The sequence below is a fragment of the Chitinophagaceae bacterium genome (genome assembly GCA_016699815.1).
GTDB lineage: Bacteria > Bacteroidota > Bacteroidia > Chitinophagales > Chitinophagaceae > Ferruginibacter.
In genome coordinates this window covers 244,273-267,051 of the sequence record CP065012.1, presented here as the reverse complement: position 1 = coordinate 267,051, position 22,779 = coordinate 244,273, and the positions used below count along the sequence as shown (strand labels likewise).

General features: G+C 37.8%; 20 protein-coding genes. 12 read left to right on the top strand and 8 right to left on the bottom strand.

Annotated features, from left to right (window positions below):
* Positions 1–46 precede the first annotated feature (46 nt).
* A complete protein-coding gene (locus tag IPO46_01195) occupies positions 47–502 on the bottom strand; it encodes a hypothetical protein (protein QQS63261.1) in 456 nt (151 codons plus the stop codon).
* A 187-nt stretch (positions 503–689) separates the two neighbouring features.
* Between IPO46_01195 and IPO46_01190 the strand changes: the two genes are divergently transcribed.
* Positions 690–1,379 carry an ATP-binding cassette domain-containing protein gene (locus IPO46_01190; protein ID QQS63260.1) on the top strand — a complete coding sequence of 230 codons (690 nt, stop codon included), beginning with the start codon at positions 690–692 and terminating at the stop codon, positions 1,377–1,379.
* Here the strand turns inward: IPO46_01190 and IPO46_01185 are convergent.
* The 3 genes from IPO46_01185 to IPO46_01175 form a co-directional block, all read right to left on the bottom strand.
* Positions 1,360–2,472 (bottom strand): glycosyltransferase, encoded by a 1,113-nt coding sequence (locus tag IPO46_01185; protein QQS63259.1) that lies wholly within the window; start codon positions 2,470–2,472, stop codon positions 1,360–1,362. The two genes, IPO46_01190 and IPO46_01185, sit on opposite strands and share 20 nt — an antisense overlap.
* A complete protein-coding gene (locus tag IPO46_01180; GenBank protein QQS64282.1) occupies positions 2,465–3,505 on the bottom strand; it encodes a glycosyltransferase in 1,041 nt (346 codons plus the stop codon). The genes IPO46_01185 and IPO46_01180 overlap by 8 nt, the downstream gene beginning before the upstream one ends.
* 74 nt (positions 3,506–3,579) lie before the next feature.
* Positions 3,580–5,730 carry a hypothetical protein gene (locus IPO46_01175; GenBank protein QQS63258.1) on the bottom strand — a complete coding sequence of 717 codons (2,151 nt, stop codon included), beginning with the start codon at positions 5,728–5,730 and terminating at the stop codon, positions 3,580–3,582.
* A 294-nt stretch (positions 5,731–6,024) separates the two neighbouring features.
* On the opposite strand from IPO46_01175, the gene rpsO reads away from it, so the two are divergent.
* From rpsO to IPO46_01150, 5 genes are all read left to right on the top strand, one after another.
* Positions 6,025–6,297: a 30S ribosomal protein S15 gene (gene rpsO / locus IPO46_01170; GenBank protein ID QQS63257.1), complete on the top strand. Its 273-nt coding sequence runs from the start codon at positions 6,025–6,027 to the stop codon at positions 6,295–6,297.
* Between the two features lie 113 nt (positions 6,298–6,410).
* Positions 6,411–8,555 (top strand): polyribonucleotide nucleotidyltransferase, encoded by a 2,145-nt coding sequence (gene pnp, locus IPO46_01165; GenBank protein ID QQS63256.1) that lies wholly within the window; start codon positions 6,411–6,413, stop codon positions 8,553–8,555.
* Positions 8,556–8,610: 55 nt separating this feature from the next.
* Positions 8,611–9,438, top strand: coding sequence for a 50S ribosomal protein L11 methyltransferase (gene prmA, locus IPO46_01160; protein ID QQS63255.1), 828 nt, complete (start codon positions 8,611–8,613; stop codon positions 9,436–9,438).
* A 63-nt stretch (positions 9,439–9,501) separates the two neighbouring features.
* Positions 9,502–10,146 (top strand): glycerol-3-phosphate 1-O-acyltransferase PlsY, encoded by a 645-nt coding sequence (gene plsY, locus IPO46_01155; protein QQS63254.1) that lies wholly within the window; start codon positions 9,502–9,504, stop codon positions 10,144–10,146.
* Positions 10,147–10,436: 290 nt separating this feature from the next.
* A complete protein-coding gene (locus IPO46_01150) occupies positions 10,437–10,760 on the top strand; it encodes a hypothetical protein (protein ID QQS63253.1) in 324 nt (107 codons plus the stop codon).
* A gap of 57 nt (positions 10,761–10,817) precedes the next feature.
* On the opposite strand, the gene IPO46_01145 is transcribed toward IPO46_01150, so the two are convergent.
* The 3 genes from IPO46_01145 to mgtE all read right to left on the bottom strand — a co-directional run bounded on the left by IPO46_01145 (position 10,818) and on the right by mgtE (position 16,356).
* Positions 10,818–12,935: a DUF4954 family protein gene (locus IPO46_01145; GenBank protein ID QQS63252.1), complete on the bottom strand. Its 2,118-nt coding sequence runs from the start codon at positions 12,933–12,935 to the stop codon at positions 10,818–10,820.
* A gap of 79 nt (positions 12,936–13,014) precedes the next feature.
* Positions 13,015–14,859 (bottom strand): glutamine--fructose-6-phosphate transaminase (isomerizing), encoded by a 1,845-nt coding sequence (glmS, locus tag IPO46_01140; protein QQS63251.1) that lies wholly within the window; start codon positions 14,857–14,859, stop codon positions 13,015–13,017.
* 117 nt (positions 14,860–14,976) lie between these two features.
* Positions 14,977–16,356, bottom strand: a complete 1,380-nt coding sequence (gene mgtE / locus IPO46_01135; protein QQS64281.1) for a magnesium transporter — start codon at positions 16,354–16,356, stop codon at positions 14,977–14,979.
* A gap of 100 nt (positions 16,357–16,456) precedes the next feature.
* Between mgtE and IPO46_01130 the strand changes: the two genes are divergently transcribed.
* Both IPO46_01130 and IPO46_01125 read left to right on the top strand, forming a co-directional pair.
* Positions 16,457–16,846 carry an SET domain-containing protein-lysine N-methyltransferase gene (locus IPO46_01130; protein ID QQS64280.1) on the top strand — a complete coding sequence of 130 codons (390 nt, stop codon included), beginning with the start codon at positions 16,457–16,459 and terminating at the stop codon, positions 16,844–16,846.
* 357 nt (positions 16,847–17,203) lie between these two features.
* Positions 17,204–18,751 (top strand): hypothetical protein, encoded by a 1,548-nt coding sequence (locus IPO46_01125; GenBank protein QQS63250.1) that lies wholly within the window; start codon positions 17,204–17,206, stop codon positions 18,749–18,751.
* A gap of 1 nt (position 18,752) precedes the next feature.
* Here IPO46_01125 and IPO46_01120 read toward each other — a convergent pair whose 3' ends face one another.
* Positions 18,753–19,670 carry an acyl transferase gene (locus IPO46_01120; GenBank protein ID QQS64279.1) on the bottom strand — a complete coding sequence of 306 codons (918 nt, stop codon included), beginning with the start codon at positions 19,668–19,670 and terminating at the stop codon, positions 18,753–18,755.
* Positions 19,671–19,841: 171 nt separating this feature from the next.
* Between IPO46_01120 and IPO46_01115 the strand changes: the two genes are divergently transcribed.
* Genes IPO46_01115 through IPO46_01100 form a run of 4 tightly spaced genes read left to right on the top strand, consistent with a single transcriptional unit; the run spans position 19,842 to position 22,755 of the window.
* A complete protein-coding gene (locus IPO46_01115; protein QQS63249.1) occupies positions 19,842–20,303 on the top strand; it encodes a hypothetical protein in 462 nt (153 codons plus the stop codon).
* A gap of 53 nt (positions 20,304–20,356) precedes the next feature.
* Positions 20,357–21,133, top strand: a complete 777-nt coding sequence (locus tag IPO46_01110) for a hypothetical protein (GenBank protein QQS63248.1) — start codon at positions 20,357–20,359, stop codon at positions 21,131–21,133.
* A 35-nt stretch (positions 21,134–21,168) separates the two neighbouring features.
* Positions 21,169–22,275, top strand: a complete 1,107-nt coding sequence (locus IPO46_01105) for a M42 family metallopeptidase (GenBank protein QQS63247.1) — start codon at positions 21,169–21,171, stop codon at positions 22,273–22,275.
* Positions 22,276–22,755 carry a hypothetical protein gene (locus IPO46_01100; protein QQS63246.1) on the top strand — a complete coding sequence of 160 codons (480 nt, stop codon included), beginning with the start codon at positions 22,276–22,278 and terminating at the stop codon, positions 22,753–22,755.
* Positions 22,756–22,779: the final 24 nt, after the last annotated feature.

Sequence of the window (22,779 nt, the reverse complement as noted above, 5' to 3'; positions counted from 1 at the left end):
GGGCAGCTTTAAACTGCCCTTTTTTATTTAAAAAAAAGTATAAGAATTATTTTGTTGTTGTTACTTCTATCCATTTACGTTTATCGGGGCTTTCCCAGCGGTATTTAACGATATATTTTTTGGTATCTGTTTTTAACCGGTAAGGAATTTTAACGGTGAGGTTTACAATGCTGTTTTCCATTGAGCTGTTTACTTTTTTTAAAAGTTTATCGGCAATTTTTATTTCTTTCATTTTATCATCGTACACCCAAAAATGGTTGTTGCCGTTGAGCACTTCTGCAAGTGTAGTTCCGGAAATGTTACTGAACTCCATACTCATATAAGCATTTACCGGTTTTACCCTAATCGTAGTATCTACCATAATTTCTGCTTTGGCTATTTTAATGCCCTGGCAACTTGCCGGCGAATTATCCGATGTTTTTAGGGTAACTTTCGATTGGGCCATAGAGGTGCCCCAAAATGCAAACGAAATGGAAAAGAGCGCAAATATCTTTTTGAGCATAGAATTTGTTTTAGTGAAGATAAAGCCTGGTTTTAATATCAAACGCAAAGCAGGTTAAAATATTTTCACAAAACCAATTTGCACCATTCGGCCATAAAACCGGTTTTCCACATTTTTAACTTTCCTGTTTAAAAAACTTTCTGTTCAAAAAGCTGAATAGGCTAAATTTGCTTTTTATTAATAGTATATGTCCCAACCAGTAGTAGAATTAAAAAATGTAAATATTTACCAAGGCAACAGTATGGTATTAAGCGATGTAAATATATCCATCAATAAAGGCGAGTTTGTGTATTTGGTGGGCAAAACCGGAACGGGCAAAAGTAGTTTACTTAAAACCCTTTATGGAGATTTGGAATTGAGAGAAGGCGACGGAACCGTTGTAGGCCATACTTTAAAAGGGCTTACCTGGAAAACAGTGCCTTTCCTGCGCCGCAACCTGGGCGTTGTGTTCCAGGATTTTCAGTTGCTTACCGACAGGAACGTACATGATAACCTGAAATTTGTTTTAAAAGCCACAGGCTGGAAAGATGAAAACCTGATGGACGAAAAAATTGCCGATGTTTTGGATAAAGTAAATTTAAAAACTAAGGGATTTAAATTTCCTTTTGAGTTGAGTGGCGGTGAGCAGCAAAGGGTGGATATTGCAAGGGCTTTGCTTAATTCTCCCAAGCTAATACTTGCCGATGAACCCACCGGCAACCTCGACCCCGAAACCAGCGATGAAATTATGCAACTCCTTTTTCAAATTTGCCGTGATTACGAAACCAGTATTTTAATGGCAACACATGATTATATTGTAATCAATAAATTTCCGGCACGCACTATTAAAACTGAAAGAGGTAAGCTTTGGGACAACGCTAGTATATCATTGCAATAATTTTTTCTGTATTTTTTTTATTGTTATATACATCATTTAAAACGGCGCTTCGGCGTCCTTTTTGCTCTTCTGTAACCGGTAAAGCCATCAATTCCAATATGGCTTTTTTCATATTTTCTGCATCATCGGCTACGGAAACTAATGCTTCAATTCCTGAACCTCTAACAGCTTGTAAATTGGCTATGCAGTGCCTCCCGTTAAACAAGGCATTGAGTATTTTTAATTTTATGCCTGTATGATTAAAAGAAGGCGCAAGGTTTATTTGTGCATTTTTTATTAATTCCTGCATTTTGCTTTCGGTTGGATTAGCAATTAATGCGGCATTTTTATTTTTACTGATAAGCTTTGCCGTTTTAGGATTTGGATTTTTGCCTGCAAAAAATATTGGGAATTCAAGATCATTAAAAACCTTTGTTAGCAACCATTCCACGGCTTTTTGGTTTTCATTTACCGATAAATTCCCATGGTATAAACAATAATTTCCTGTGCCAGGCAAAATAGAAACTTCCTGCCAGGGAATAATTACCGGTATAAAATAACTCCGGGCATTTTGCTCCTCAAAAAATTGTTTGTCTGTTTGGCTTAATGCCAATATGGGTATCATGGTTGATACTTCTTTTTCGTAACTTTTGAGCAGCCTGCTTTCCCTCTTGAAAAAATATTTTTTAAAAGGGTTTATTTCTAATGCAGATAGTTGCTGGTAGTAAGTACTTTCCACATTAAAGGGCCTTAGCAATATTTTTCGGTTGGGCAACAGTTTTTTATAAAGAAAATATGTGGTATGTATGCCCTGCATTAAAATAGGATAATTGTTTTTGCCCAGTTCCTGCAATAGTTTTTTACTGCTTCTGCTTTTTACAATATAAGGCAGGGTATTGGAAAGCAATGCAGTTTTATCTCTACGATAATAATGTACTTCTTTACAATATTTTTCTAATTCTTTTTGTGGCGCCCGGTTTTGCGTAAAGCAATGCAAATAAACCTGGATGCCCACGGCTTTTAATTGTACCAGTAAATAAAACGGATCAATCACCCCGCCATAATCAGCCGGCCAGGGAACATCGGGGCATAATATGTGTAAATTTTTATCCAAACAATTGCTTATAAAATAACCATAAATTTTTTTCTTCGTTTTCCCAGTTCAGTTCTGCCCTTGCTTTGCTGCAATTGTGCTGCAATTGTGCATACAATTTTTTGTCATCCAGTAACCTGTTAAGCGAAGTTGCAATATTTTCTTCGGTTAAGTTTTCAATGAGCAAAGCCACTTGGTAACGCTCATTTATTTTCCGGTATTCGGGAAAATCCATGGTTACCTGTGGCACCAAAGCCTGTATATAATCAAAAAACTTATTGGCCAAAGAATAATATTGGTTCAGGCCGGTATTTTCAACAAGGTTTAAGCCAATATATGCCTGATGCGTTATGGCTTTTAATTGTTGCGGAAGCAGTTTGTCAAAAAACTTTACTTTACTTTCTACATTATAGACCGCAATTAATTTATTTAATTGTGGCACAAAATTTCCGTCTCCGTAAATATGCAAAACTGCATTTACCATTTGCATAGCAGGAATTAAAAATTCAAACCCACGAGCTTCATTTATAGCGCCCTGGTATAATATTATTTTTTGTGACTTATTTAAGGGTTGTTCACCTGTTTGGGCCAAAGGTAAATTACGGATTGTAGCATAGTTAAGCTGAAACTTTTTTGCAAACTCATCGGTAATGGATTGAGTAGCGGTGTAACCATTCCTGAAACGGGGAACAAAATTTCTTTCAATCCAATTCCAAACTTTATAAATTTTTGGCCTTGTAACAATTTCTTTTTGTTGGCTAAAGTATTCATGGGCATCATACACTAATTTTTTTTTCCTAAGTCTCCCGGCAAAGTAAACAGGCAGCATGGTATCCAGGTCAATGCAGCAAAAGGCATCGGCTCTAACAAATAGTAAATAAAAAAACAACCTGAAGTTATATTCACAATAAAAGAAAAATTTTCTTTGGAAAAATACATGCAGTCTTTTTTGCTGAAAGGGTTGTTGCTGCAACGGCAGCGAATTGCGGTTTTTTCTTCCAACTAAGATAATGCGGTAGCCGTTTCTGGCAAGGCTTGTGCAAATGCGTATCATCCGCTGGTCGTAATTCAAATCATTGGTAACAGTAAAAACAATTTGCTTCAAGCCTGGTTAATTTTATGATAAAGCTAATAGAAAATAATTTGTGGTAATTCGCTTATGGTCAATACAACTTCTTTATTGGTTCCCCTGGTAATTTTTCCCTGTGTAGATTTATTAGGTGCAAGTATTTGGTAAGGTTTATTTTCTGGCAATTTAAAAAGGTACCGGGCAGCACTGCCATCTCCGGTTGCGCTCCAAAAAACTATGGCATGATTTGCCGTAGTACTTTTTTTGTTTTCGTAAAAATAAAAACGCAGGCTATTTTCTTTTTTCTCTTTTATAAATTCATAGCCTTTTAAGTGGCTTTTAAAACATTGGATGTAATACCATGCCAGCCGGGGAATGTAGAGTTGTTTCCAGTTAATAACCGTATCATGTTTTAATAATCCTGTGGCGCTAAACGGGCCGCATACAGTGCCTTCTTTATATTGGTCGGCAAGCCAAAACTGGTAGCAGGGGATTCCTTTACTGTTGTGCAGCAGCATGGTTCTTAACAACCATTCACCCTGTATAGCTTCGGGTGTTTTTTGGGCAAATGGCCTTATGGCCATAAAGCTGTTTCCCCAGCGCACTTTATCGGTGCAAAACTCATTGGGGAAACGCAATTTTTCTTCGTATGCATCATAACCTGTTTCGGTATTCATAAGCGGCTTGTGCATAAGTGCAGCAAAGTATTTTGCAGTGTCTAATTTTTTTTCCATTTCAAAAACCCCGCTTTCGGGCATTACAGCCTGTGCATTTAAATAATGCTGCGTAATATTTAAAGTAGAAGGGTAGAGGTGGATATTAAAAATGTCAAATGGGGCATCGCCGTTTTTACGGTTCCATTTCCACCACCACATCATGGCTTTAATATAAGTTGGGTTTACATAGGTAAGCCCGGGAAAAATTAATTTCATTTCATCAATGCTTAAGCCGCTGTTGCGTACGCCAACAGGCTCAGCTTTAAACTGTATCGTATTATCGTGGCCATCATATAAGGCAGATAAATATGCAGCCTGCTGATATGGGTACATAAAACCGGCTTTTTTAAAAGTGCCGTCTTTTTCATTATCGGGCTCTATTGCCCTGTGGCCAAGCTGGTAAAGGCCATAGGTAAGCCTTTTTAAATTATATGCTGCCTGGGCATAACTTTCGGGCTTTTCGGCAATTTCATTAAAAGTACAAATGCCTTCAAACCTGTCTGCAGTTTTTTCATTTATTAAAGATGTGGGTATAGGTTTTTGATTGGCCCAGTCGCCACCGCTGTTATTGGTGGGGCTTACCATGCTGCTGTCTACAAGGCTGCCAAAAGCATAATGCAGTTTACTGCCCGATGCAATAATCCTCCTGTTCCAATTTGCTTCTAACTCACTTGCCGTACCGTTTTTGTCTTTTAAACTTAAATCTTTATTTAAAACATAACAAGCCGCTGCAAACCACCGCATGCCTCCGTTCCAGCCTTCATCATAATTTGTGCCGTCTGCCGATTGCCCCATTTGCATAATAATATTGGTGCCACATATACTGTCAAATGATTTTTGGTTATAACCATAACTAAATGAAGCTTGGGGACTTTTATTTATTAAGGTTCCGTAAAATACTATTTCTCTTATGCTGCCAAAATTTTCACCATAAATTAATTGCAGGTATTGCGTCTGTTCATCGCAAGCAACATCTACCCAACCTGGCCCGCTTATTGAGCCATCATCCAGTAATTGGGTAATATTTTGATTGTATTTAAAAGGTATGCCCGATTTAATTAGTAATGTATTTCCTGCTTTTTTGCTTTTTACAGGATCAATAAAAATGCAGATTTTTTTTAGCTTGTAAATACCATCAAATTCAAAATCGAAACTTATTGGGCCAGGTGTATTACCTACCCTGTTGGGATGGTAGCTAAGCTGTATGCAACTCGATTTATTATTTTCAGTAAAGTTCCACCAGTTGCCACAGCTTGTGGGTGTAACCGATTGATCAGATTTGTCATTTATTAACCTGTGTAGTGCCTGTTCATCTATAAAGGCATTTTCGTTTGCAGTAAGGCTTGGATTGATAATATCTAAAACCGTAATTTTTTGTAAGCCGCTTTCCTTTTTAACTACAGTTAATGTTTTTGATTTTTTATGAAATGAGAAATATTGCCAGGCAGTTACAGCCAGTAATAGCAACAAAAATCCAGAGATTAAATTCTTCATATTAGCAAAAATATTAACAGGAAGCACAAGTGCAAAATAGCTAAAAGGGTTAAATTGTAATGATATGCTTTTCAATTTGAAAATTGGGGTGTGAGCAATAGACTTTCAAAGAGATAGGAAAGCTATAATTCAGCCTAAAGTTGTGCATAATGGTTGGTTTTTAGAGTAAAAAAAAGCTTAAATATTCCGGTAAATTAAAATACTACTGTTAATATGGTTTATTTTAAGAATTTTATCCTAATTTTGCAGCCAATTATAGAAAAAAGAAAACAATACTGTTTTAAAAAACAACAAATGTCGCATTTAACATCAGAAAAAATGGCAAATTTATTTGCCGAATTTGGCGGGAAAGCCTCTAATACAGGGTCTATTGAAGGCCAGGTAGCGTTACTTACAGAGCGTATTAACCATATTAGTGATCACCTGAAAACCAATAAAAAGGACTTTTCGACCCAGCGTGGGTTGATGATGATGGTTGGTCAGCGTAAACGCCTGCTCACTTACTTAAGCAAGCACAATCTTACCGGGTACAGGGCGCTTATTGAAAAACTCGGTCTTCGTAAATAATTATAATTGATTAAATGAACTTATTCCCAACGGTTGTATTGCAGCGTTGGGAATTATTCGTTTAAGCTATCTCATTTTCTGCATAAAATAATGCAGGAGCAAAAAACAAATACATGTCATTATTACAACCTAAAAACATAACTTTCGATATTGGCGGAGGAAGAAATGTAACTATTGAAACAGGAAAACTTGCACGCCAGGCCGATGGAGCCGTTACGGTTCGCCAGGGAAATTGCATCATTTTAGCAACGGTAGTTGCCAATAAAGAACCCAAAGAAGGCCAGTCATTTTTTCCATTATCTGTTGATTACCAGGAAAAATTTGCCTCTGCCGGCCGTATTCCCGGCTCATTTTTTAAGCGTGAAGCACGGCTTAATGATTATGAAATACTTACTTCCCGGTTAATTGACAGGGCTTTGAGGCCATTATTTCCCGAAGATTATTTATGTGATGTGCAGGTATTGGTTTCGCTCATTTCCAGCGACGACCAGGTAATGCCCGATTCATTGGCATGCCTTGCTGCTTCCGCAGCTTTAGCCGTTTCCGATATTCCCATCCAGGAAATTATTTCCGAAGTGCGTATTGGAAGAGTTGATGGTAAATGGATCGTAAACCCTACCCGGGATGAATTGGTAAAAAGCGACCTGGAATTTATTATTGCCGCCACAGAAAAAAATATCATGATGGTGGAAGGCGAGGCTAAAGAATGCCAGGAAGAAGATTTAATTAAAGCGATTGAAATAGCCCATGATGCCATTAAAATACAAATTAAGGCACAGGCAGAGTTGAAAGATAAAACCGGTACAAAAAGTAAAAGGGAATATACAAAACCCCACCGTAACGAAGAGCTTGAAAATAAAATAAATGCATTTTGTAAAGATAAAATGCACGCCATTGCTGCTGCAGCTTCTGCAAAACATGAGCGCAGTGAAGCTTTTGATGTACTTAAAGAAGAATTAAAAACCTACCTTGGCGAAGAGCTTCCCGAAGAAGATAAGCCACTTATTGGGCATTATTTTGGCGAATTGCAATACCACGTGGTAAGGGATATGATATTAAACCTGCGGCGCAGGCTCGATGGCCGTGGTACAGATGACGTTCGCCCACTTTATATGGAAACCGATTTATTACCTGGCCCACATGGCTCGGCTTTGTTTACACGTGGTGAAACACAATCACTTACAACTGTTACCTTAGGTACTCCTTTAGATGAGTTGCTCGTGGAAAGCGCCCATCATTCCGACTATACCAAGTTTTTACTGCATTATAATTTCCCTCCCTTTAGCACCGGCGAAGTAAAAATGATGAGAGGTGTTGGCCGCAGGGAAGTTGGGCATGGCAACCTTGCAATGCGTTCTTTAAAGCAAATGATGCCCACAGGTGAATATGCTTATACCGTGAGGGTAGTGAGCGATATTTTGGAAAGTAACGGTTCCTCATCAATGGCTACTGTTTGCGCTGGTTCGCTTGCATTAATGGATGCTGGTGTACCCGTAAAAAAGCATGTAAGCGGTGTGGCCATGGGATTAATAAAAAAAGACGACAAATTTGCCGTGCTTACAGATATTTTAGGTGACGAAGACCATTTAGGTGATATGGACTTTAAAGTAACCGGAACTAAAGATGGTATTTGCGGCGTACAAATGGATATAAAAGTAGATGGCTTAAGTATGGATATTATGCGCCAGGCACTTCAGCAGGCAAAGCAGGGCCGAATGCATATTCTCAATGCCATGTACGATTGCGTACCAACCCACAGGGATGATGTGAAACCTCATGCACCAAGAATGGTGAAATTGATTATTGATAAAGAATATATTGGAGCAGTAATTGGCCCAGGCGGTAAAGTAATTCAGGAAATTCAAAAAGAAACTGGCACTACTATTAATATTGAAGAAGTAAACGATACTGGCGAAGTAAGCATTTTCTGTAAAGAAAAAGCAGGGCTTGATAAAGCAGTAGAATGGATTAAAGGTATTACGGCTACGCCGGAAGTAGGCGAAACTTATGAAGGAACCATAAAAAGCATAAAAGACTTTGGCGCTTTTGTAGAATTTTTGCCCAAAAAAGAAGGCTTGCTACATATTAGCGAAATAAGCTGGAAAAGGCTGGAATCTATGAACGGTATTTTTAAAGAAGGTGAAAAGGTAAAAGTAAAGCTCATGGATATTGATGCTAAAACGGGTAAATTTAAATTAAGCCGCAAAGCATTGATGCCAAAGCCCGAAAGCCAGCAACAAGGACCGGCAAACAATTAATCAACTTTTTATAAATAGATTAAACCCTCAGTAAACTGGGGGTTATTTTTTTAATATGCAACAGTTTATTTGTTTACAAATTCATACAGAATCCCTTCAATTACAGGAAACCCTAATAGCCCTGCTTAGCGCAAATGGTTTTGAGGCTTTTGAAGAAAAAGATAATGAACTATTGGCCTATATTGATAAACAGCAGTTTAAAAAAGGTGACATATTACCCATACTGGAAAATTTTAAAATAAGCATATACTCCATTACCAAAATTGAAAATAAAAACTGGAACCAGCAATGGGAGCGTAGCTTTGAACCCATCGTTATTGGTAATTTTGTAGCAATAAGGGCTGGTTTTCATGAGCCAATTAACCAGGTAAACCATCAAATTATCATTACCCCAAAAATGAGTTTTGGCACAGGCCATCATGCTACTACCTATTTAATGGTGCAGCAAATGGAGGCGCTGAATTTTAATAATAAAGCGGTTATTGATTTTGGAACAGGCACAGGTGTATTGGCCATACTTGCCGAAAAACTTGGGGCAAAAAATATTGTGGCAATTGATAACGATGAGTGGAGCGTTACCAATGCACTTGAAAATATTGAAAGCAATAAATGCAGGCAAATTGCTGTTATTAAAACAGATAGATTTAAAGCAGAGACAAAAACAGATATAATACTGGCCAATATTAATTTCAATGTTATTACGGCCAATTTGCCGCAAATAGAAACAGCCTGTAACCCGGGAACTATAGTTTTGTTCAGCGGATTATTGGTTTCAGATAAAGAAAATATACAAAAGCATTTAAACCAATATAATTTTGAAGTAAAGAATATAAGCGAAAGAAACGGGTGGCTTTGCTTATTAACAATTTATGCAATAGGTTAATATTTTTGCTGTAAAGCCTTAGTAACCGTATCTTTGTATGTACTTCAAATTCAACTATTCATAATGAAAGAGGCTGCTATTATCTTATGTGCATACCTGATTGGCTCAATTCCTACAGCGCTCATTATTAGCAAAAGATTTTTCGAAATTGACATTAGGGAATACGGTAGTGGCAATATGGGCGCTACTAATACTTTTAGAGTTTTAGGTAAAAACTATGGCATTATGGTAATGTTAATAGATATTTTAAAAGGTGCAGCAGCAGTTGGCTTGTATAATTTTTTGCCATATTACCTTCAAAATGAATTGCAGCGCACCAATTTAATGATTGGCCTTGGCCTTGCGGCCGTTTTGGGCCATGTATTTCCCATATTTGCCAATTTTAAGGGAGGCAAAGGCGTGGCTACTTTATTTGGAATGATTTTGGCCATACAACCCGGTATTGCTTTAAGTTGCGTTGTGGTATTTTTGCTGGTGTTGTTTTTAACCCGTTATGTTTCATTAAGCTCTATTTTAGCAGCTACCATGTTACCGGTTTTTGTATTGTGGATTTGGAACGAAAATGAAATCCTTTATCGTGTATTTGCATTATTGGTTGCCCTTATGGTATTAATAACCCACCAGAAAAACATCAGCCGTATTTTAAGAGGAGTAGAAAGCAGGGCGCCCATTTTAAAAAACAGGGACAAAAGAAAAAATAAAAACTAATAATTTTATTTTACTTCATATTTTACCAGCCAATTGGCCGGTTTTTTTATAACTTCAAAAAGCATATATTTTACCTGCTCAATCTAAGCGTTCTCTTGTTTTGTTGCGTTTAAAACAATCAATTCAGAGAAAGACGTTTACAAGGTTTACGCAGAAAAGGTTTGGGTAATTGCTACGCTTCCGTAATATTTGGTGCCACATTAAGCAAAGGCAATTTTACGGTTAAAAAGTTTTTTTCAATATATAGTTTGCAGTAGATTTAACCGTTAACTTTGCCTAAAATGTGAACCATGAAAAAAACTTTATCAATCATCCTGTTACTTTTTTTTGCAGTATTTAGCAATGTACAGGCGCAGGATAGTACCCAAATTGTTGAAGCTTCCTGCGGACAATGTAATTTTGGCATGAAAGGCAAAGCCGGCTGCGACCTTGCAGTGCGTATTGAAGGGGTGTCATATTTTGTAGATGGCGCCAAAATTGATAAGTTTGGAGATGCCCATGCAAAAGATGGGTTTTGTAATGCCATTCGTAAAGCCAAAGTAAGCGGAAAAATTAAAAAGAATCGTTTTATTGCCAGCAGTTTTACTTTACTGCCCCAGGAAAATACGGACTAATAATACAATGCTATTTTTGTACTATTTGTACTTTAAAATTTAGGAAGTACCGTAAACTTATGACTTAATAGTTTTAAAAATTTCATTAACCTGGCTTTTCATGGCTTCAAGGGATGCAAGTTGCAGTTGCACAAAACTGTTATCTTCCAGCTTACCGAGTACAGAATTCATTTCTTCATCACTGTCATACAGCATCTTCCTGAAAGGATTGGTATAATCTTTTTCCCTGCTTTCATAAATCCCTTTGCACATCCATTGCTTTACACTAACTGATGTGGTCAACACATTTTTAAAACGGGCCAGGTTAAATTGTTTGCCGGTAATATTGCTTAACTCCAGGTAACAATTAAAAGCATGTTGCAATTTTTCATTATCGTACCTGTTGCCTTGTTCAATATAGTATTGATGCACCTGCTGCCAGTTACTAATTAACCCTTCTTTAATATTTTTCTTTAGCTTGTTTACTGATGTTTTTGTCATTAATTGCCCGCCAATGTTCAACCAGGTGCTGCGCTGTACCTTGGCATAAAGCTGCTTTTTAAGTGCGGTAAAACTTTTGATTTTGTGGGTAAGAATATGTTGCAGTACCAGTTTGCCAAAATAAAAATAAATGAGTTCCTTAAAAATTTTGAGCGCCTGTGGGATTTTTACAATTTGAATTTCCCTGTCGGAGTTTTCCCAGCCTTTGATTACCGCAGAACCATCTCTTCCGGTTTTTAATTTTGATAAAATTTCTATTGCATCAAATATTTCGTTAACCGTATCGGGAGCCAGGTAATCAAATTCCAGTTTTTGCAGGCGTTCGGTACGGTTGTCTCTGTCGGCATACTTCCAGGCATTACGTTCCAGTGCATAAATATTGTAAATAAACCAATAAGCCGGCATTACTACAATACGGTTATGGGTTACATCATTTGCTACAAGGCTATAGGGAATAGGAATATTTAATTCCGAGGGAAAATCGCCTTTGGCTATAATAGTAAAGGAAGCAAATTTTGAATTATGCTTAAGGCTTACGCATAAGCCCGGCCAAAACCCACGCCCGGCAACAATTTCACCATCGGGGCTGCGGCTGTTGTGGTTGCTGCCAATTGTTGCGCCTGCGGCCATATTACTTTGGCCCATGAGCAAAGATGCACAAAGAAATGAATTATTATGGTGCTGCTCATGAGCTGGAAAAATTAATGAGTTGAGTACTTCGCAACAGGAAATTGTAGAATTATTGCCCAGGTAAGAATTGATGAGCCTTGCGCCATACTTTAACTGAGAATGTGCCGCCAAAATAAAACGTACCGCTTTTACGCCGTAAAATATGCGGCATCCATAGCCAATAATACCATTTACCAGTTCACAACCTTCGCCAATCTGGCTTTTGCGGGCCGCATCGCTGTTGATGGTAACATTTTTTATTTTATTGGCTCCTTTAATGTAAGCATCGCTGCCTATCCATACATCTTTTAATATTCCGCAGTTTTTTATAACGGTACGTTTTCCAATAACGCCATAATAGCCCCTTTTTTTATCGTATAGCTTATGGGTAAATGCTTTAAATTTCTCCATTAGCAATTCATCATCCTTGTATTTACTCCACATATAGGCATCGCCTGCAAGCATACCATTAAAAGGAATTATACTCCTTCCGCCATTTTCATTGCACACTTCTATCCAAATGCGGTGCTTCTCATCTTCATCCTGCTTTAAAATTCCATTGCCGAACTTGGCGTAATTGGTAGTAGCCAGTTCATTTACATTGGCAATCATTACATCATCTTCAATAATATAATGGCTTAAATAATTTGCGTTTTCCATGCACACATTATTGCCAATATCACAACTAATGATGGTACTGTTGTACAACCCAACTGGCATACGCAGGTTATGAAACTCTTTGTAGGATGGGCTTAAATTACCAATACGCACCAGGCCAAAAAACTTGCAATTGCGTACCAGCATTTCATCAAATTTATCCGATACCAGTACATTGCCCCAGTTGTCGGAGGTATTACGGTTATGGATGAGCACCTCCATTTGGTCGGCGGTAAGTTTTTTATACTTCAGGCCCGATTTGTTTTGGATATTTCTTAAATAATACTCGTCTTTATTTTTAGGGATAAATTTTGGCTCAATAAAATTATACCCAAGGTTGCCAACCGGGTGTTCATGAATTACATTCATCGTATAAGTTAATTTTTAATACAGGAAGTTAAGAAACTTCTAATAACAAAAATACCTGTAAAGAATACGTAAAAATTTTTTATTCTACCGTTACACTTTTTGCCAGGTTCCTCGGCTTGTCTACATCAATACCTTTGGCAATGCCGGAATAATAGGAGAGTAGCTGTAAAGGAACAACGCTTAAAATTGGGGCAATGAGTTCATCGGCAGTTGGGATGCTGAACCAGTCATCGCTTAAAGCGGGGCTTACGGTATCCCCATCAGTAATAATAGAAATAATTTTTCCTTTTCTGGCCCTTATTTCCTGCATGTTACTTACAATTTTTTCGTGGTAAGAATCTTTTGTGGCAACAAATACCACCGGCAATTGGGATGTAACCAGGGCAATGGGCCCGTGTTTCATTTCGGCTGCAGGGTAGCCTTCAGCATGGATGTAGGAAATTTCTTTTAGTTTTAAAGCGCCTTCAAGGGCAACCGGAAAATTATAGCCACGGCCAAGAAATAAAAAGTCGGAAGCATCTTTATATTTATCTGCAATAAATTTCAACTCTTCGGCATTTTTTAAAATGGCATCCACTTTTTCGGGAACATCCTGCAACTCCAGCAAAAGTTTTTTATAATACTCAGGCGTAATGCTTCGTTTTTCTATGGCAATCTTCATGGCCATCATCATTATTACGGCAAGTTGCCCGGTAAAGGCTTTGGTAGAGGCTACACCAATTTCGGGGCCGGCATGGGTATAAGCACCGGCATGGGAAATACGGGAAATGGAAGAACCTACAACGTTAACAATACCAAAAATAAATGCGCCATTTTCTTTTGCTTTTTCAAGGGCAACAAGCGTATCTGCAGTTTCGCCGCTTTGTGAAATGGCAATAATAACATCGCCTTCATTTACTATAGGGTTTCTGTACCTGAATTCTGATGCATATTCCACTTCTACAGGAATGCGGCAAAGTTCTTCAAAAATATATTCTGCCACCAGCCCGGCATGCCAGCTTGTACCACAGGCCACTATCATAATTCGGTTGGCATTTTTTAGTTTATCTATATTTTGTTCTACGCCACTCATGGTAATTGTACTTGCCGCTGCATCAAGGCGGCCACGCAGGCAATCATAAATGGTATGGGGTTGTTCAAATATTTCTTTGAGCATAAAATGGTCGTAGCCACCTTTTTCAATTGCAGCAAGTTCCATATCCAGTTTGGTAACATAAGGGGTTATCTTTTCATTGCCCAGGTTTTTTAAAATGAGTTCGCCAGGTTTTACTATGGCCAGTTCATAATCGTTTACATACACTACTTCTTTTGTATATTCAATAATTGGTGAGGCATCACTGGCAAGGAAATGTTCGTCTCTGCCTTTGCCAATACCTATAACCAGAGGGCTCCCTTTTCGGGCAGCTATTATAGTATCGGGGTTATTTTTTTCAATAAGCAAAATACAATATGCGCCGGTAACCCTTTTTAATGCAATGCGTAATGCTTCTTCCAGTGAACAATCGTTATTGGATTGTATAAATTCTATAAAGTTGATGAGTACTTCTGTATCGGTTTCGCTTTGAAAAGTATAGCCATTGTTAACCAGTTCGCTTTTTATTTGTGCATAGTTTTCAATAATGCCGTTATGTATCATGGCCAGGCTGCCATTTGCAGATTTATGCGGATGAGCATTCCTGTCACTCGGCTCGCCATGGGTTGCCCAACGGGTATGGCCAATGCCAATATGTGCCTGCAGGTCTTTACCAATTATGGCTTCTTCCAGGTCGGCCACTTTGCCTTTTTTCTTATACACTTTTAAATCTCGGTTATTCAATAAGGCAACACCTGCACTGTCGTAACCACGGTATTCTAACCGTTTTAATCCTTTAAGTATTACAGGAAAAGCCTGTCGAGGGCCTGTATATCCAACTATTCCACACATAAAATTTCTTTAAATATTTGTGATTTCAATTTGCAAAAATATTGAATTTATGCTCTCCTCTGCAGATTTACAATTTAACTTGTTTTGCACTTATCAAATTTGTTGAATGAAAGTGTATTATAGCAAAATACCATGCAACAATAAATAGGCAACGGAAAAATAAATAACCAATCCTGTAACATCTACCAAAGTAGCCACAAAGGGTGCCGAAGAAGCTGCCGGATCCATTTTAAACCGTTTTAAAATGATGGGCAGCATAGAGCCTATCATACATCCCCACAATACTATGCCCAATATTGAAAAAAGTATGGTAAAGGCAACCAGTAGCCAATGAGTGCCATAATTATAAATACCAAGGTTTTGCCAGGCAATAATTCTAAGAAAGCCTGTTACACCAAGAATTGTACCCAACATGATGCCTGTTAAAAATTCCCTTTTCATCACCCGCCACCAGTCGCCAATACTTAATTCACCCAAAGCCATTGCCTGTATAATAAGTGTAGATGCCTGCGAACCACTGTTTCCCCCGCTACTTACAATGAGCGGAATAAATAAGGCAAGTACAGTAGCCGCTTCAATTTCATGTTCAAAATATTGCATTACCGTAGCGGTAAATAATTCGCCTATGAATAAAATGATGAGCCAGCCAGCCCTTTTTTTCAAAAGTTTAAAAAGGCCAATATCCAAATAAGGCGCTTGTAAAGCCTCGGTGCCGCCAATTTTCTGGATGTCTTCAGTGAATTCTTCCTGGGCCACCCAAAGGATATCGTCAATGGTTACAATGCCCAATAAAATTTTATTTTCATCTACTACTGGCAAAGCCACACGGTTATTCATTTTAAATACTTCACTGGCCATTTCCTGGTCTTCGTTGGCATTTAGTGAAATATAGCGGTTGTCCATAAGGTCGCTCACCTTAGTTTGTGGTGGTGCAAGCAAAAAATCCCTTATGCGGATATCATCCAATAGTTCACCATTATCATTGATAATATAAATTACATCTATGGTTTCGGTATTTTTTCCATATCGGCGGATGGTTTCAAAAACCTCCTGCATGCTGTTGTGCTCATACACATAAATATAATTGGGTATCATCAGCCTGCCTACGCTGTTTTCCGGGTATCCCAGTAATTTAAGAGTAATTTTTCTTTCCTCGGGATTGAGCATTTTGAGTAATTCTCTTACGGTTCCTGTAGGGAGCTCTTCAAAAAAATCAACACGGTCATCTGCCGATAGTTCATTGAGCAATTCGGCAGATTTTATAGCGGGGAGTTTTTTTATGATGCGCTTTTGTTCCATTAAGTCCAGTATCTTAAACACACTGGCAGAACGGTGGATGGAAAGGGTAGAAATAATCTGGATTTCATAATCCGGGTTCTCATATATAAGGTTGGCAACATCACTAATGTTCTGGTTATTGAGAAATTCCTTTACTTCCAATAAATTATCAGACACAATTACTTCTTCAAATTGTTGCTGTATGGGCATTTGATCCATCTCCATAAGTGAAAACCCTTTTTCTTTGTTTTGCAATTTAGTTTATTTGGTTGTTTATTGATAAAGCCATTGCTTAAATTTGACAACAAAATTTGAAGCGATGTTGCAACCCTATATTTTTTTTGACAAAACAAAAAGCAAGGGCAGAGGCGTATTTACCCTGGAAGCAATTTTAAAAGGAACAATAATTGAAATAGCGCCGGTAATTGTAATGACGCATAAAGAAAGAAAGCAGTTAGATAAAACTTTACTGCATGATTATATTTTTGAATGGGGAGTAAAAAAAGAAGAATGTGGCATGGCGCTTGGCCTGGTGCCAGTTTATAACCACAGCTACCAAAGCAATTGCGAATATTTTATGGACTTTGATGACCAGAGTATTTTGGTAAAAACCATACGAAATATAAATGCAGGCGAAGAATTAACCATTAACTATAACGGTACCTGGAACGATGAGAAAAAAATATGGTTTAAAACTGCTGAAGATTGATGGTACAAATCAAATTTATTTATACATCACAAAAGATGTGCATACAAAAGTAGGTCTCTCCGTAGAAACGGAGTGACCTTTTCGATTGCTTGCCATATGAAAAAAGTTGAACTGTAGTTTGTAGAAAAGGGAAACTTGCATTATTTTGCGCTTCATTGCCCAAAGCAATGGGCCTTTTCGATTGAGCGCCTTTCGATTGCTTACCCTTTGAAAACATCCTGCGTATATTTTCAACAACGAAATTAAACCGGATAGCATTATTGCCGAAAGGAACTTTTGGTTGTTTTTATTATGTTTAACCCATAATATTTTTGTGAAACCATTGAGTTTAAAGGGTTTTAACGCTTAACTTACATTATGCCCAACCGCTCTGCCGATATAGTTTTTCAACTCGTTCATTCTTTGGAAAAGGCAGAAAAGCGCAATTTTAAGCTGTATATAAAGCGTAATTCTCCCAATGATGATTTAAAAATTGTGGAATTGTTTGATGCTCTGGATAAATTAAGGGAGTATGACGAAAACCTGCTGCTTAAAAAACTCCACTCTATAAAAAAGCCGCAACTTGCCAATGTTAAAAGCCATTTATATAAGCAGGTACTTGCCAGCTTAAGGGTAATAAAAATATCGGAAAGTGTAGACCTCCAGTTGCATGAACAACTGGATTATGCAAGGATTTTGTACCACAAGGGCCTTTATTACCAAAGCCTGAAAATATTGGAGAAGGTAAAGGAAATGGCGGTTTCTTTTAACCAGGATGGTTTTTTGATACAGGCTATTTCTTTGGAAAAAAAAATTGAAACCCTGCACATTACCCGAAGCATGCAAAACCGGGCCGAACAATTAAGCACAGAAGCAGATGATGTGCACTCCAAAAGGTTATTTATTACCGGCCTTTCAAACCTGGCATTAAAATTATACAGTTGGTATGTAAAACACGGCCATGCCCGAAATGCAACGGATGAAGCCGTGGTAAAAAAATATTTGTACGATAACCTTCCGGCAAAACATTTTAAACTTACGGGTTTTTACGAAAGGCTTTATTATTATCAAAGCTTTTGCTGGTATGGGTTTATTTGCCAGGATTTTTTAAAATATTACCGTTATACCCAAAAATGGGTGGATTTATTTCATGAGCAGCCTTTTATGATTGATATTGAAACAGGCCACTATATAAAAGGCATGCACAACTTAATGAACGCACATTTTGATTTACGCAATTTCAAAAAATTTGAATTGTCCCTTGAAGAATTTACGGCATTTGCCCAATCAAAAATTGCGGGTAAGCATGTAAACAACAGTGTGCAAACCTTTGTGTACCTTATGAGCGCCCGTATTAACCAGCACTTAATTACAGGCACATTCAGCAATGGACTTGCCTTAATACCATACACCGAAAAAAAACTTGCCGAATATCATTTGTACCTGGACCGCCACCGGATACTTGTATTCAATTATAAAATTGCCACACTGTATTTTGGCGCAGGCAATTACAATAAATGTATAGACTATCTCCGAAATATAATTAATGATGTGGTAGACCTGAGGCAGGACTTGCAATGCTATACAAGGCTGCTGCATTTAATTGCCCATTACGAACTGGGCAATACCGATATTATGGAACACCTGATAAAATCGGTTTACCGGTTTATGGCCAAAATGGACAACCTTTCTGTTATAGAAGAAGAAATTTTAAAATACCTGCAAAGAAGTTTTTTTATGCCGGTTAAACGGTTGCAACCGGAGTTTAAAAAATTGCTGGAGCAATTAAAAGCGCTGGAATCCAACCGCTATGAAACAAGGGCCTTTGCTTACCTTGATGTAGTTTCGTGGCTGGAAAGCAAAGTAAGCAATGAACCTTTGCAAAAAGTGATACATGATAAATACCTCAAAAGCAGCCGCCGTTAGCTTAGGCAGTCAATAGGCTGCACCCACGCAGGTCGGCACTATCCAGCCTGCCCAATACTTCAAAGCTGCCATCGGCATTTATTTTCCCCGCATCTGATGTGGCAATAAAAGCACAACTGTAAATATTGGCAAGGTCAATAATATTGATAGCACCCGTACCGGGCTGGCTGGTTATTTCAAAAGGGTCAGCTTCGTCTCTCAATAAAATTTTCATCCAAGCCGGGGTTTTAAAAATACCATCCTGCATTGCATAGGCCTGGCTTAGCAATTCTGTCATTCCATATTCCGAATGGATGTTTTTTAATTGCCATTGGCCTTTTAAAATATCATGTACTTCTTGACGGATTAACTCTTTTTTTCTTCCTTTCATTCCTCCGGTTTCCATTACGAGGGTATGCTTTAACTGCAGGGCATGGGCCTGTGCAAAATCGAGCAATGCATACGTTACGCCAATTAAAAGTGTTTTTTGGTGCCTTGCTTCGTTTAGCAGAATTACTTCTTTTAACTTTTCAAAATCGTATAAATAAAAACCACTTAAATTATTTTTTGATGCCTTAATTAAACACTGCACCATGTAAACCAGCGATGAATTACCTGCTTCAAGGTAAGAGGGCAGCAGGCCAAGGATACAATAATCTTTTGGGTTACCGTAAAATTGCCAGAAAGCATGCAAAAAACTTTTTTCATAAAGCGATGCATCTTTAATATAATGCCGGCTTTTATCACCGCCTGTTCCGCTGCTTTCAAAAATTAACTGATGCTTAAATGGGGTTGTTTCTACTTTATGTGTTTTAAAAAATTGAACCGGCAAAAAAGGTATTTCATAAATACTTTTAACATGAGCGGGAATTTTGCGGAGCAGGTTGCAATATTGCTGATATATTTTATTTTCAGTGTACTGAAAACAAAATAATTCCAACGCCCAATCAGAAAATTGTGTTTCGGTAACCAGTGGAAAATCATTTTCAATATGTGTAATACCTGAAAGCAAGGGGCAAATTTCCGAAAAATAAGTTAAGGTAATGGTAGCAACAGGGAATAATTGATAATATGCGCTTCAATCCTTAATTTTGAAGGGTAAATTTTTTACATGAAATACCTCCTGGCAATAGTTTTTTTTAGCGCCCTTTTTACCGGTTGTAAAAAAGGCGATTTTAATACCGTTCCGGTTATTAGTTTTAAATCAATTGAACCCAATGTATTTCAAACTGACAATATTACCCCTTTTGGCCATCCTATGCTTACCATTACGCTTAAAGATGCCGAAGGCGATTTTGGTTTTAACGATGGGTTTGATACTTCGTATGTATATGTAAAAAATACTTTTTTTACACCGGCTTTGGAAGACTCTTTTAAATTTCCCAACCTAAGCGGAATTGACCGTAAAAATTTAAGTGTTGATGTTTCGGTAGATTTAAAACCGCTGGCATTGGGTTCTGGGCTACCCGGGCCAAATATTGATACTCTTTATTTTGAAGTATATGTAAAAGATTTTGCAAAAAATAAAAGTAATGTGGTTCAGGCCGGGCCACTTTATTTAGTTACACCCTGATGCGCTGGCTGCACTTCATCTTATCCCATTCGGTTTTTATATCGCTCTGTGCAGTGGCGTTATGTTTTCAAACCACCATTTTATTAAAGCTCCCTTTTGACTATATGCTTGCCGGCATGGTATTTTTTAGCACAATGGCAGGTTACAATTTATATTGGGCTTTGAGCAAATACACTTTTTCCAGGCACCTCTCACTTAAAGAAATACTTGCGCATAATTACAGCCATTTAATATTAGCTTTTTCCGGTGGCTTGTTTTTGCTGTATTACTTGTACCGGCAGCCGTCAACATTGCATTTTATGCTGGTAGCTTTTCTGCTCACCACTGCATACTCATTACCCTTGTGGCCATTGAAGTTTGCCCAAAAATTTCGCAAAACCGGGTTTTTAAAAACAATAATTTTATCATTCACCTGGGCTTATGTTACGGTAATAATTCCGGCAATACCGGTTTTAAAAAACCATTTGGCCCCTGTATTGGTACTTTTGGCAGCCCGTTTCTTTTTTATGCTTATCCTTTGCCTCATTTTTGATGTAAGGGATAAAGAGGTGGACAAAATACATAACCTGCATAGCCTGGCAACAGATATAAGCAGCAGCGCTTTTAAAAAACTGGCGCTTTTGGTTTTTTTCGGGTATTTTATATCCGGAATTTTTCTGCGTTTTTATTTTTCCGAAACCGGGCAGGTAATCGCTTTTTCCCTTTCTTTCCTGGGGCTTATTGCAATATACCTTCTTTCGTTAAAAAAGCGTGGTTATGTTTTTTATTACTTTTTGGTAGATGGTATGATGTTGTTTACCTCTATTGCTTCTTTTATAGCTTCTTTATAAAAACTTAGGGTTATTTTTGCAAAAAAAATGATATTATGGCAAAAGCAACAGGCTTAAAACCGGTTATTACCCAAGACGGATATACTTTTCTCAAAAACTACATCAATAATGCTTCGCCAACTGGTTTTGAAAGTAACGGTCAAAAACTTTGGCTTAAATATATACAACCTTATAGCGATGAGTATTTTACCGATCCTTATGGTACGGCTGTAGCCGTTATTAATCCGGGGCAAAAATTTAAAGTGGTAATAGAAGCTCATGCTGATGAGATCAGCTGGTTTGTAAATTATATTTCCCCTGATGGATTAATTTACCTGAAGAGAAATGGTGGAGTAGATCACCAGGTTGCACCAAGCATGAGGGTACATATACATGGTAAAAAGGGATTGGTGAAAGCAGTATTCGGCTGGCCGGCAATACACACAAGGTTGAGCAATAACGACAATAAAGAACCTTTACCTAAAGTGGATAATCTTTTTTTGGATTGCGGTGCAAAAAATAAAAAGGAAGTAGAAGCCCTGGGTGTGCATATAGGAGCAGTAGCTACTTATGTAGATGGATACGATGAACTGGCCAATGGCTTTTTAATTGGCCGTGCTTTTGATAACCGCATAGGCGGATTTATGATTGCCGAAGTAGCCCGTTTGATTAAAGAAAATAAAAAGAAATTACCTTTTAGCCTTTATGTGGTAAATGCCGTACAGGAAGAAATTGGATTGCGTGGCGCCGAAATGATTGCCCGCCGCATTAAACCCGATGTAGCTATTATTACGGATGTAACTCATGATACCAGCACACCCATGGTAAATAAAATAATAGAAGGCGAATGTGTATGTAGCAAAGGCCCATCTTTATGTTACGGCCCGGCGGTACACAATAAATTGCTGGGTTTTGTACAGGATACGGCTGCAAAAAATAAGATTAATGTGCAATTACGTGCCGTAAGCCGCAGCACTGGCACCGATACCGACTCTTTCGCTTATGCCAATGATGGCTGCCCTTCGGTACTCATCAGCATACCGCTAAGGTATATGCATACCACAGTAGAAATGATCCATAAAGATGATATTGAAAATACGGTGAAACTCATGTATCAAACTTTATTATCCCTTTCTCCAAAAACAAACCTCAGCTATTTTTAAATGGAAGACCGTTTTGTAAAATACAGTAAACTCGCTACGCTTCTGTTTTTATTATTTTTAGGTTTTTTGGCTTTTATTGGCCTTTTGTTCCTATTGGGTAAGTTGCTATTTTCCCTATTTGAAAATGTGCCCTGGCTTGCCCATTTATATATGTTTGGCCTGGTAATAGCGCCAGCCGTGCTTTTTATAACTGTGTTTAGTATTTTTCTAAAAAGAACGCTTAGTTACAAAGGAAAAATTATCCGTTACCTGAGTATTGCAATTTTTGCCACTGTGCTGTTGGTTTGGGCAAGAAACCTGGTAACAGATATAATTACACTGCTAAACCACCATTATACCGATGTAGTGAAATATAACAGCTACCAGTTTTGGATGCTGGTAGGTTCTGTTCTCATCATCTTTTTTACAGGTATGCTACAGGCTATGGGCACCGATAAAGAAAAAGACTGGATGGAGAAACATAAAATAAAAGAAAAGTAAAAAAGTGAAGTAACGCAATTTTCA